The sequence below is a fragment of the Bacillus sp. FSL R12-0074 genome, from assembly GCF_038005725.1.
Classification (GTDB): Bacteria; Bacillota; Bacilli; order Bacillales; family Bacillaceae_G; genus Bacillus_A; species Bacillus_A mycoides.
On record NZ_JBBOTR010000001.1, the window covers coordinates 2,111,747 to 2,124,540 of the forward strand.

A 12,794-nucleotide genomic window follows, 5' to 3' on the forward strand; every position below is an offset into this window, starting at 1 on the left:
CATGAATTTAAAAGAAATCTTAAACGCATCTTTAACAAGAACGAAATCTCGATTAGCAGAATTACAAGGAAAAGTAGAAAAAAATGAAGTTCGTTCGGAAGAATTAGCAGCAATTAAAGCTGAAGTAGAAAACTTAACAAAGGAAGTACAAACTATCACTGATGAGTTAGCCAAATTAGAAGAAAAAGAAGAAGATCCAGACAAAAAGAAAGAAGAAGATCCTGATAAAAAAGAAGATCCAGCAGCACAAGAAAATCCGGATGTAAAAACGGAACTGTCAGAAGAACAACGTTCAGCTATTTCAGCATCTATCGCAGCAGCTCTTTCTACTAAAGGTCATCGTGTAAATAAAGAAACAGAAATTCGTTCCGTATTTGCTAACTACATTGTAGGTAATGTTGATGAAAAGGAAGCTCGTGCATTAGGGTTAGTGACTGGTAATGGTTCAGTTACGATTCCAGATTTCTTGAGTAAAGAAATTATTACGTATGCTCAAGAAGAAAACTTCTTACGCCGATTAGGAACAGGAGTAAAAACAAAGGAAAATATTAAGTATCCTGTTTTAGTTAAAAAGGCAGAAGCACAAGGACATAAAAATGAGCGAACAAATAATGAAATTCCAGAAACAGATATCGAGTTTGATGAAATCGAATTATCACCAACGGAATTTGATGCACTTGCTACAGTAACGAAAAAACTATTAGCGCGTACAGGTTTACCAATTGAACAAATTGTTATGGATGAGCTGAAAAAGGCTTATGTTCGTAAAGAAACTCAATATATGGTTAATGGCGATGAAGCTAATAATATAAATGATGGTGCATTAGCAAAGAAAGCCGCTGAATTTAAAACGGATGAAAAAAATCTTTATGATGCATTAGTGAAAATGAAAAATACACCTGTTAAAGAAGTACGTAAAAAAGCACGATGGGTATTAAATACAGCAGCACTAACAAAAATTGAAACAATGAAAACAGATGATGGTTTCCCATTACTCCGTCCATTTAATCAAGCAGAAGGTGGAATTGGTTATACATTATTAGGATTCCCTGTTGAGGAAGAAGATGCAATTGATATTACAGGCGCACCAGATACACCAGTGTTCTACTTTGGTGACTTCTCTAAATTCTATATTCAAGATGTTATTGGCTCATTAGAAGTGCAAAAGCTAGTTGAGTTATTCTCACGTACAAATCGTGTAGGTTTCCGTATTTGGAATCTATTAGATGCTCAATTAATTTATTCCCCATTTGAAGTGCCAGTTTACAAGTATGTTTTAGAAGCTTCTACTGGAGCTTAATATGGACGAATTAATTGAGAAATTAAAATCTCATATTCATTGGGAAGAGGGCATGGATGATTCTTTGCTCTCTTTTTATATTGAACAAGGGCAACGATATGTAAAAAAAGCGTGTGGAAGAGAAGTAGAGTACCTGGTCATTATGTGTGCAGGTATTTTTTATGAATATCGTGTAGCAGAAAAAGAATTAGGTCAGGCTCTTGATGCAATGACACCTTTCTTTATCCAGGAGGTATACGATGCCGAAGAGACAGACAAATAAACTTAAATGGCTGGGAGATCTACTCAAATTAGGAGAGTCCATTGATCCAGAAACAGACCGTGTTGTTATGGGGTATCCATTTGAACGTAAAATTCGTTATAACAATATTGGGGTTACAGCCACTGATAAATTTACAACGAAAGATACGAATGAAATTGTAAAGAAAATTGAAGTGCGTATTGATCGTGATCTTGAAAATAATCAAAAGGATTACCGTGTAAAAGTTGGTGGGCGTATTTACGATATCGAGCGCATTTATGTACAGGAAGAAGACAGATTGATGGAGGTGTCACTCTCTTATGCAAATTAGCTTTCAACAATTAAGAGACATCATGAAGAAATCTGGTATTCCAGTTTATCGTGATGAAGCTCCTTCAAAGGCAAAGTATCCTTACATTGTGTATGAATTCGTGAATGAAACGCATAAACGTGCATCATCTAAAGTTCTTAAATCAATGCCTTTATATCAAATTGCAGTAATTACAAATGGTACTGAAAAAGATTATGAACCATTAACAGCAATTTTTAATGAAAATGGAGTTGAATATGCTTCATTTTTTGGCATTCCCTATGATGAGAATGATGACACTGTAACGCAATTCATAACATCGGTGAGGTGTATTAATTAATGGCTGCTAACAATAATGGATTTGCTGATGCTTTAGAAGATATTAATACGTTGCTTAGAGTTAATAAGCAAGTAGAAATGGATGTATTAGAGGAAGCAGCTAAATATTTTGCATCAAAATTAAAAGCAAATATTAAACTCTCAAACAAGAACAAAAGAACTCATTTAAAAAATAGCTTGAAAGTCGTTATAAAAAATGATCGTGTTTCTGTGGAATTTGAAGATAGAGCTTGGTATTGGTATTTAGCTGAACATGGTCATAAAAAAGCGAATGGAAGAGGTCGTGTGAAAGGCTTACACTTTTCTCAAAACACATTTGATACAGAGGGTGACAAAGTAGCCGATATTTTAGCAGAAAAAATAATAGATAAGATGGAAGGATGATATAAATGGCAACGACAACAAAAGCGCAGGATTTATTATATCCAGTGGGGATTGAATCATTATATATTGCAATGATGACTGGTGGAAAAGATACAAATCTCGCAATTCCAACATACGAAAAAGATATTTATATAATGGACATCATTACTGAACTTGGGATTGCAGGAAATAGTACGACAGTTCAAAAATGGGCAAGTAATAAATTATTTGTAAATGCAAGTAAAAATAGTAAATACACATTGTCTTTAAGTTTTGCAGCATTACCACAGGTTGTTAAAGATGCAATTTATGGATATGTTGCAAAAAAAGGTGTGGTATTTAATAAAGCAACAGTAAAAGAATTCCCAATGTTCGCTTTAGGGTTTGTTGCTCCATTATCGGATGGTTCTCGTGTTGGTCGTTGGTATCCTCGTGTTCAAATTACACCAGCCGAAGAAAAGTTCTCGACAACAACCGAAGAAGCAGAGGTTAAAGACCAATCGTTAGTAATGGAAGCAACCCCGTTATTATTCAATGATGTAACGGAAGTGGATTTTTCAGAAGTTCGTGATTCCGCAACAGGCGTTACAATTAAAGACTTTATGAAACAAGTTATTTGTGATGAATCTCAATTAAATACATTGGGAACAAGTACAGGACAGTAGGGGGAGAATGTAAATGGCACGTTTAAGTGATTTAGTTAATGTTGAAATAAATATAAATAAAATCAAAGTACAGGGTGTAGAAATCCCTGTTATTTTTTCGTTTGAATCATTCCCTTATGTGGAAGAATCTTATGGAAAACCGTATCATGAGTTCGAAAAAGAAATGAATGAAATGGTAGGGAAGGCTAACTTTTCTTTAGGTGAAAAAGAAGCTAAATTGATGCGCTCTTTAATTTATGCAATGGTTCGAAGTGGTGGAACAGAGTGTACACCTATGGAAATTAAACACGCAATTCCGCTTTACGATGTACCTGGTATCTTCCAAGTAGTATGGGATATCTTTAACGGCCAGAACTTCCAAGTTGATGATATGGAGAAGTTGAAGAAGGATGAAAAAAAGTAAAGAATGTGTTTACCAAGGAATCTCAGTCTGAATTAGACTGGGATTTTTATTTTTATGTTGGTAACACATTGCTTGGTTTAAGTATGGATGATTTTTGGAAAATCACTCCTAATCATTTTTTAAAACAATACATTATGCATCTTCGATACAACAATCCGGATGCATTAGTTGAAGAGAAATCCAAACAAGTCTACACGTTAGATCAGACACCATTTTATTGAGGAATGAGGTGAGAAAATGCCAGGGAATAAAGAAAGAAATGTTGTTCTTAATTTCAAGATGGATGGTCAGGTTCAGTATGCTCAGACATTGAAGCAAATTAACATGGTCATGAATAATGCAGCAAAAGAATATAAGAACCATGTTGCAGCTATGGGGCAAGATGCCACTATGACAGATAAATTAGTGGCTGAAAAGAAAAAGCTTGAGATACAAATGGAAGCCGCCAAGAAACGTACATCGATGTTACGTGCTGAATTTGAAGCAATGTCTAAGGATACTAATACAACTTCTGAACAACTCAATAAAATGTACGGGAAATTACTTGATGCGGAACGTGCTGAAAATACCCTTAATACTGCAATGAAAAGAGTTAATAAAGGTCTTTCAGAGCAAGCGATTGAAGCACGAGAAGTACGTGGGAAATTACTTGATTTACAAGAGGACTCAAAGAAACTTGAGGTAGAGCAAAAGCAATTATCGAGCGCTTTTAAGCTTCAAACAGCTGAATTAGGTCGAAACGCAAGTGAATCGGATAAGTTAGAATTAGCGCAGAAACAATTACGTCAGCAAATGGAAATGACGGATAGAATCGTCCACAATTTGGAGCAACAATTAAGTGCTGCAAAAAGCGCATATGGTGAGAATTCTACAGAAGTGAAACAACTTGAGACAAGTTTGAACCAGGCGAAAACAACTTTAAAACAATTCGAGAATTCGTTAAAAACTACGAACGAAGGTCTTTCACAACAGGCGACCGAGTCCAGAAAAGTAAAAGGTGATTTAGATTCTTTACAGCAAAGTGAAAAGAATTTAGAAGCTGAACAAAAGAGATTGACCAGCGCTTTTAAATTACAAAGTGCTGAATTAGGAGCAAACGCCAGTGAAGCTGATAAATTAGGCCTATCTCAAAGACAGTTGAGCCAACAAACAGAAATGACTGGGAGAGTTGTAGATAACCTTGAACGCCAATTGAGTGCAACAAAGCGTGTGTATGGCGAAAATTCTAAAGAAGTGCAGCAGTTGGAAACGAAACTGAATCAAGCGAAAACTACATTAAAGCAATTTGAGAACTCATTGCAGAATGTCGGGCGGAGTGGAGGTCAAGCCGCAGATGGTATGGCGGAGTTAAACAAGAAGATGGATTTAAATAACTTCTTGGAAGCTAGTGAAGTTTTACAAGGGATGTCAGAGAAACTGATTGAACTGGGCAAATCAGTTGTAGGTGTCGCTGTAGATTTTGATAGATCCCAAAGGAAAATACAATCTTCATTAGGATTGACTCAAAAAGGTGCAGAGAATCTCGGTAAGATTTCGCAAGATGTGTGGAAAAAGGGATTTGGTGAAAGTCTTGAAGAGGTTGATCAGGCCCTTATAAAAGTTTTTCAGAATATGAGGGACGTTCCATACGATGAGTTGCAGATGGCATCAGAAGATGTTCTAACACTTGCTAAAGTCTATGATGTGGACTTAAACGAAGCAACTCGTGGTGCAGGACAAGTAATGAGTCAGTTTGGATTATCTACAGAGAAAACATTTGATCTATTAGCAGCAGCTGCCCAAGAGGGTCTTAATTACTCGGATGAATTGTTTGACAACCTTTCAGAATATGTTCCCCTCTTCAAACAAGCAGGGTTCTCAGCTGAAGAGATGTTCACCATTCTTGCGAATGGAACGCGTGACGGCGCTTATAATTTGGATTATATCAATGATACTGTTGCTGAATTCGGAAAGAAAGTACAAGACGGATCAAAAGGTACAGCGGATGCTTTTGCTGATCTTTCTGAGGAAACGCAAGCGGTTTGGAAATCATTTAATGATGGTAAAGCAACAGCCGCCGATGTGTTTAAAGCTGTAATAGGCGATTTAGGAAGCATGGATGACAAGGTAAAACAGAATCAAATTGGAGTTGGCTTGTTTGCTACCCGTTGGGAAGACATGGGTGCTAAAGCTGTATTAGGTCTTACTGATGTAAACGGTGGTCTGGGTGATGTAAATGGTCGTATGGATGAAATGAAGAAGCTTCAAGAAGAATCCCTCGGACAGCAATTTCAAAAAGCATTAAGGGAAACCCAAGCAGCATTAGAACCGCTTGGAAAGAAGATGGCAGAACTCACCAAAGATGTTTTACCGCCAATAGTTGACGGGATTAAATCATTAATAGATTGGTTTACAAAGTTACCAGAACCAGTTCAGTTATTCGCTGGGGTACTCGGAGTGTTAAGTGTTGCTTTTCTTGTATTAACACCTATTGTTGCAGCATTAGCAATTTCATTTATGGCATTAGATGTTGCTTTGTTACCTATAATCGGTATTATCGTAGGTCTTGCAGCTGTTATAACTGGAATTATTTTAGTGATTCAGAATTGGGGCGCTATAACTGATTGGCTTTCTGAAAAGTGGACCCAATTTAAAGATTGGTTTGGTGAATTGTGGGATAGCATAGTTCAAACTTGTGAAGATGCTTGGTCCTCCACAGTTGATTATTTTTCAAACGCCTGGTCTTCTTTCTTAGATATGGTACATGAGTTCTTCGAACCTATAGGGCAATTTTTTTCCGATTTATGGACTGGAATTTATGATACGGCATCTGAAATTTGGACAGGTATTACTGATTATTTTTCAGGATTGTGGGCTTCGTTCATTGAACTAGCAAATAGTATATTGTCTCCTTTAGGTGAATTTTTCAGTGAGTTGTGGACTAGTATCGTTGAAACGGCAACTTCATTCTGGGAACAATTAAAAACAAATTGGGAAGAAACTTGGAATTCCATACTTACATTTTTAGATCCAATTATTTCGTTAATTTCAACAGTGCTACAGGCTGGGTGGTTATTAATACAAGCAGGAGCGCAAATTGCGTGGGCGGCAATATCTCAATATATTATACAACCGATTCAAGAAGCTTATGATTGGGTAAGTAAACAAATTGGCGAATTGGTCACTTGGTTAGGTAAACAATGGGAAATTGCGAAGGCAGCAGCGCAGATTGGATGGGGTTTATTTAAACAATATATTATTCAGCCAGTCCAGGAAACTTGGAATCTAGTCAAAGAAAAATTTGGAGATTTAGTTTCATGGTTGAATTCACAATGGGAATTAGCGAAATCTTATACGTTAGCAGGTTGGAATTTAATAAAACAGTATGTTATCCAACCAGTTCAAGAATTGTGGAATACAACAAAGCAAAAACTAGCAGATTTGGCTAATTGGATATTAGGAAATTGGGAAAAGATAAAATCCTATACGTTAACAGCTTGGAATTTGGTAAAGAAATATGTGATTGATCCTGTTGTTGAAGCGTACAATTCAGCGAAACAAAAATTTAATGAATTGTATAACGCAGCACGAGAAAAATTTGATTCCGTGAAAAACGCAGCGCAAGAAAAATTTGAAGCAGCGAAGCGATTTATTATTGATCCAATAAAAGACGCAGTTGATAAGGTGAAGGGACTTATTGATAAAATTAAAGGCTTCTTTGATAATTTGAAGTTGAAAATTCCTAAGCCTGAAATGCCTAAAATGCCACATTTTAGTTTGGAAACTAGTACGAAAAACGTTTTAGGAAAAGACATTACGTATCCATCTGGTCTTAATGTACAATGGCGTGCTAAAGGTGGTATTTTCACTAGACCGACTATCTTCGGTATGAACGGTGGTAATTTACAAGGTGCTGGTGAAGCGGGACCAGAAGGTGTTTTACCACTGAATAAGAAAACGCTAGGTGCAATTGGTGAAGGTATTGCAGCAACTATGTCAAGTGAGCCAACAATTATCAATATTAATAATCCAATTGTAAGGAATGATAGAGATATTAAACTGATGGGAGAAGAAATTGATAGTGTTCTTGCTCAACGGGGACGTAATGCGAAAATAGGAATAGGGAGGAATTAATGTGCTGGACATGGGAATTGACAATGAATTAGTAAGTAGTTTCGAAGTATATATGGTAGGTCGTCCAGTTATTCCAACCGTAAACCAAAAAGTAGAACATATCGAAGTACCAGGACGACATGGATCGTTAACAAAGAAAGGGGCATATGAAGATGTTCCTTTTAAAGTTAAATTCAATTTGCTTGAAAGTGAAAATATAAAACCATTAATAAGACGTGTAAAGTCATTATTTATTAATGGAAAAACGTTGTTTTTTACTGATGATGAAGTTTATCGGAAAATAAAACATGTAAAAATCGGGGATATCGCTAACGATATTGAAGAACATGGAGAATTTGAAGTGGAATTTACGCTAGATCCTTTTGAATATGTTAAATCAGTTCCTTTTTTATTAACAAAACCAGAAACCGTTTTAAACCCTGGTAATATTGAATCTTTTCCGAAGTTAGAGGTATTCGGTAATGGTGACTTGAGAATTATGATAAATGAAGTTACATTCCAAATAAAAGGAGTAACTGATTCAGTTATTGTGGATTCTGATTTGTTAATAGCTTATAAAGGTGCAGTCCCTATGAAAACAGTAGGCGAGTTTCCGCTATTCAAAATTGGAGAGAATTCAATTGAATGGTCTGGAAATGTAAGCAGAATTTTAGTTGAGCCAAGGTGGCGATATGTATGATTACATTATATAAACCAGATGAGACGGATTTCACACATAATGGAATTGGGATTTTAGACAAATATATTTATGGTGCAACTGTTGAGGAAGAACTCAACGGTTTATTTGCATTTACATTTAGTTATCCTTTATTTGCTCCACATGGAATAGAAATTGATGGTATGAGCATGATTAAAGTTCCCACACCAGACGGTGACCAGATATTTCGTGTTGTGAATCCTAAGCCAAGTATGGGAGAACTAACTGTACAATGCTATCACATCTTTTATGATTTAACAGAAAATCTAATAGAAGATATATTCATTCAAACGACCAATGGTAATGGGGCAATGAATCGATTGGCAGGAGGACAATACAAACATCCTTTTACCTTTTATTCTGATATTCCTACTATCGCAAGTGCTCGTATTGTAAGGAAAAATCCAGTTGAAGCAATGTTAGATACGAGCTTAGATAATTCTTTCATAAATAGATGGGGCGGAGAATTAAAATGAGATAATTTTGATGTTAAAATGCTCAAAAGTCGTGGTATGGATCGTGGTGTTGTTATTCAGCATAAAAAGGATTTACTAGGCTATGAAGGTAATGTGGATTGGAAGAGCCCGATTACGAGAATCATGCCACAGGGATTCGATGGATTATTTTTACCAGAAAAATATGTGGATAGCCCTATAATTCATAAGTATCCACATCCGAAAATTAGAATTGTGGAATTTAAACATATTAAAGCAGCAATTGGTGAAAATGCAGATGATGATGCAGTTCCTTTAGACGAAGCATATAAATTATTACGTCAAGCCGCTAAAGAAATGTTTGATATTCATCATGTTGACCAACCTAAAGCAACATATAAAGTTGAGTTCCAAGAACTATCTCAAACAGAAGAGTATAAGGATTATGCTATTTTACAACGTGTATATATGGGAGATATCGTTACTGTCGAGCATGTGGAAGACAACATTGATATCCAGGCTAAAGTTATTGCTTATAAATATGATCCAATAAAGAAAGAATATATAAATTTAACAATCGGTAACTTTAAAGAAAACTTTACTGATATGGCTGGTAAAGTAGATCAAATGCATGATGAATTAAAGGATATGCCTGGTTCTATATTAGATGCAGCAAAAGAAAATGCGACGAACCTGATTAACTCTGGATTTGGCGGACATGTTAGGATTTATCCTGATCGTATTTTAATTATGGATACCAAGTCAGAAATGACCGCTTCAAAAGTTTGGCAGTGGAATATCAACGGATTAGGGTATTCCCCTTGGGGAGTAAACGGCCCATATGAAACTGCCATTACATATGATGGGCGAATTGTTGCTGATTTTATAACAGCTGGTACGCTTGCTGGTGATTTAATTAAGGGCGGAGAGATTAGTGGTACTACTTTAAGGTCGGATGATTCTAAAAACTATGTAAGTATATCCAAACAATTCATGCGAATTATGGAAAATAATATTACCCGTATGTTTTTAGGGTATTACAAAAATTCAAGGGATGAATTACAACCTACTTTGCTTTTAGGTGGAGACAATGACGATACAGCATCACAAGGAGCACTTGCACTTTATCAGTATTCAAATATTTACCCTAAAGGGGCAGGGATAGGAATTACACGAGGTTTTGTAGGTAGCAGTAAAACTGATTTGTATTTTCCCTCCGTTATTAAATTTGGTCAAAATGGAGATTTAGTCTTAAAAGCAGAGGAATATTTGCAAATGGAGTCCCAATTATCATACTTCGATATAAAAGCAGGTACAAACTTTGCAGCAAAAGCAAAAAATGATTTCATCGTTGAAGCCACAAATGGAAATATGCATTTCACTGCTGGGCAAAAGTTTTATTACTATAAAAACGGTAAAAGAATATTATCTTTTGATACTTCTTCTGGTGGAGACACGGATATTATCATGCAATATTGTATGTTGCGTAATTCGGATTATGAGAATGGGTATCTTCAAGTTAAATCTGGTACAGGTTCATTCTATGGTGGAATAATTGCAGGAGATTTTAAAGTATCTTCGCAAGCTCAATATAAGACGAACATACGTGAAATTAAATTTGATGCGTTAGAAAAAGTAATGGACTGGGATATAAAACAATATAACCTCAAATTAGATATGGCAAAACTATATGAAATGCGGATGGATCGTAAAGAAGGAGAACCTACTTTAACAACAAATGACATTCCAACTCATTATGGTATTGTCATTCCAAACGAATCCGAAGAAACAGGTGTAGGCTTATATGGGATGCTTTCGCAGGTGACCAAGGCTTTCCAAGAATACGTTACAAAAACAGATGCTAGAATTAAAGAATTAGAGCCGATACAACCCAAAGGTAACGTAAGACATAGAGTGAGAAAAAAACGTATTAAACGGGCCCCTAATCGCATTAAAAGATGATTCGAGAAAGGAGATGGATCACATGAGAGATGAGGTAATTTCTATAGATTTAGCTGATCCAGTTTTCACAAAAACAATACGTTCTCGTCAGAATGATAAAAATGGTTTGAGGATTGTTGTTTATTTAAAGGGAAATGGGCAAAAAGTAAATTTGAAGGGATATTCAGTTAAATATGAAGCCACGAATCATTTAGGACAATTGATTAGAGATGACGCAAAAATAATTGATGCAAATAACGGAGCTTTTGAGTACACATTGTCAGAAGAAGCAGTTTCGATGGCTGGTGATTGGACAGCTTATTTCGTTTTAGAAAAAAACGATTTAGAGCGAATGACTACGCCAGATATTCGGATTTCTTTAAAAAGAGATGTACGAGAAGGAAATATTAAAATAGAAAACTATATTTCTGAGTTTGATAAAGCCCTTGAAAGAGTGGCAGGTTATCTGAAAGTAATTGATGATACGAATAAAAAGATTGCTGATTTAGTAGCATCAATTAACGCAAACCAACTTGTTCGGAAAATAGGAGATAGCATGTCTGGTCCTCTTAGTATAGAACATACTGGAACTGATGCGCCTTTACTAGTCGCAAATGCATTAGGGCGTATGAGGTTCTTAATGACTAATGATGTGAACTATATCCAGAGCGGAACGTTAGATAACAAGTCTAGAAATTTACTTCTAACTGGTTACAATGGTTCTATTATGGATGAAGTACAAGTGAAAACGAAAAAGTTAATAGTAGAAGGTACGGTTAAACAAAGTGTAGATATCGATTGGACAACTTTAAATACAACAGGTGTTACAAATGTATCCGATAGAATTCTGAAATATAAAAGGAGTGGTGTAATCATTAATGTAATTGGATCAATACGAAACCCTAAAAATGTTACACCATTTGCCACTCTTCCTGTTGGATTTCGTCCACCACAAGATGTTGCCTTTACGGGTATTGCTATTGGAGATGTAACGACTTCATGTGAAGTTACCGTTCAAGTAAGTGGTAATATATTTGTTAACAATCTTCCTAGCGGTACTAATATTACCGTGCATATGGTTGCTAATTTTATGATTTAAAAAACAAGACATTCCAGCTTTAATTGCTTCAAAAGAAGTAGCAGAAAAAGCGAAAGCTGAATCTGAAAAGAATACGAATCAAATTGGGATTTACTTTTATTTCGTTTTATAAAGGATTCCTCCTTTTTATAAAGAATAGTATTTAAGTTAGAGAAAAGGAGGGTTTTTAATTATGGAAGATTTATTTAATGAAATTGAAAGAGGATTAGATGCAGGAGTATATCACTTGTCTTTAGGGATAGCTTTATGTATACCTGATATTTGTGCTGCTTTACAATCAGATGATGGAAAAACAAGTGGTAGAAAGTATAAAGAGTGGTACACCAGTTATGTAGGAAATAAATTTAGGATGTCCGCTGATGAGTGTTACTATTTTAGATGTTCGTTCTTACATCAAGGGAGTACACAGCATGAAAAATCGAATTATAAAAGAATAATATTTATTGAGCCAGGTCCAATGGTCTTTCATAACAATGTCTTTAATGATGTTCTAAATATTGATATAGTGATTTTCTGTAAGGATTTAATAGAATCAGCAAGACAATGGATTGAAGATATTAAGGAGAATGAAAATTTCATTCGTAATCATGCCAATTCATTTAAAAGATATCCAAATGGATTACCACCATATATCGTTGGTACTCCTGTATACGGATAAGCTATCTATTTCATAGGAGGTGTTAATTTGACTGTAAAAGACTTAATTGCATATTTAATGGAATTGGATCACGAAAGTGAAGTTTTTATCTCCTGTGAAGGTGGATGTGTAGTGGATAATGAAATAACGGTTAAACAGGAAGACGATAAGGTTATTTTAGAGATTGAATAATAAATTTTTAATAAAATACGGCTTTTATAGATTAAGAGAGGCACATAATGTGCTTCTCTT

13 protein-coding genes and 1 pseudogene are annotated in these 12,794 nt (G+C 35.4%); all 14 read left to right on the plus strand.

Annotation, left to right across the window (positions count from 1 at the left end; all coding sequences use genetic code 11):
- The first annotated feature begins 1 nt into the window (after position 1).
- The 14 genes and pseudogenes from NSS97_RS11100 to NSS97_RS11165 all read left to right on the plus strand — a co-directional run bounded on the left by NSS97_RS11100 (position 2) and on the right by NSS97_RS11165 (position 12,734).
- Positions 2 to 1,300: a phage major capsid protein gene (locus tag NSS97_RS11100; RefSeq protein ID WP_341112493.1), complete on the plus strand. Its 1,299-nt coding sequence runs from the start codon at positions 2 to 4 to the stop codon at positions 1,298 to 1,300.
- Between the two features lies 1 nt (position 1,301).
- Positions 1,302 to 1,562, plus strand: a complete 261-nt coding sequence (locus tag NSS97_RS11105; protein WP_000343862.1) for a head-tail connector protein — start codon at positions 1,302 to 1,304, stop codon at positions 1,560 to 1,562.
- Positions 1,540 to 1,872, plus strand: a complete 333-nt coding sequence (locus tag NSS97_RS11110; protein WP_001126276.1) for a hypothetical protein — start codon at positions 1,540 to 1,542, stop codon at positions 1,870 to 1,872. The genes NSS97_RS11105 and NSS97_RS11110 overlap by 23 nt, the downstream gene beginning before the upstream one ends.
- A complete protein-coding gene (locus NSS97_RS11115) occupies positions 1,862 to 2,191 on the plus strand; it encodes a hypothetical protein (protein ID WP_001167240.1) in 330 nt (109 codons plus the stop codon). The genes NSS97_RS11110 and NSS97_RS11115 overlap by 11 nt, the downstream gene beginning before the upstream one ends.
- A complete protein-coding gene (locus tag NSS97_RS11120) occupies positions 2,191 to 2,574 on the plus strand; it encodes an HK97 gp10 family phage protein (RefSeq protein ID WP_002192685.1) in 384 nt (127 codons plus the stop codon). Before NSS97_RS11115 ends, NSS97_RS11120 begins: the two co-directional genes overlap by 1 nt.
- A gap of 5 nt (positions 2,575 to 2,579) precedes the next feature.
- Positions 2,580 to 3,218, plus strand: coding sequence for a major tail protein (locus tag NSS97_RS11125; protein ID WP_341112496.1), 639 nt, complete (start codon positions 2,580 to 2,582; stop codon positions 3,216 to 3,218).
- Between the two features lie 13 nt (positions 3,219 to 3,231).
- Positions 3,232 to 3,621 carry a hypothetical protein gene (locus NSS97_RS11130; protein ID WP_105586305.1) on the plus strand — a complete coding sequence of 130 codons (390 nt, stop codon included), beginning with the start codon at positions 3,232 to 3,234 and terminating at the stop codon, positions 3,619 to 3,621.
- Between the two features lie 5 nt (positions 3,622 to 3,626).
- Entirely contained in the window at positions 3,627 to 3,842 is a 216-nt protein-coding gene (locus NSS97_RS11135) for a hypothetical protein (protein ID WP_341112499.1), read from the plus strand.
- Positions 3,843 to 3,858: 16 nt separating this feature from the next.
- Positions 3,859 to 7,734 (plus strand): phage tail tape measure protein, encoded by a 3,876-nt coding sequence (locus NSS97_RS11140; RefSeq protein WP_341112501.1) that lies wholly within the window; start codon positions 3,859 to 3,861, stop codon positions 7,732 to 7,734.
- Between the two features lies 1 nt (position 7,735).
- A complete protein-coding gene (locus NSS97_RS11145) occupies positions 7,736 to 8,413 on the plus strand; it encodes a distal tail protein Dit (protein WP_341112503.1) in 678 nt (225 codons plus the stop codon).
- Positions 8,410 to 10,827: pseudogene (locus NSS97_RS11150) on the plus strand (phage tail spike protein). Before NSS97_RS11145 ends, NSS97_RS11150 begins: the two are co-directional and overlap by 4 nt.
- Positions 10,828 to 10,849: 22 nt before the next feature.
- Positions 10,850 to 11,905 carry a BppU family phage baseplate upper protein gene (locus tag NSS97_RS11155; protein WP_341112506.1) on the plus strand — a complete coding sequence of 352 codons (1,056 nt, stop codon included), beginning with the start codon at positions 10,850 to 10,852 and terminating at the stop codon, positions 11,903 to 11,905.
- Between the two features lie 172 nt (positions 11,906 to 12,077).
- Positions 12,078 to 12,563: a hypothetical protein gene (locus tag NSS97_RS11160; protein ID WP_341112507.1), complete on the plus strand. Its 486-nt coding sequence runs from the start codon at positions 12,078 to 12,080 to the stop codon at positions 12,561 to 12,563.
- A gap of 27 nt (positions 12,564 to 12,590) precedes the next feature.
- Complete coding sequence (locus NSS97_RS11165) at positions 12,591 to 12,734, plus strand: hypothetical protein (RefSeq protein WP_341112508.1); 144 nt, start codon at positions 12,591 to 12,593, stop codon at positions 12,732 to 12,734.
- Positions 12,735 to 12,794: the final 60 nt, after the last annotated feature.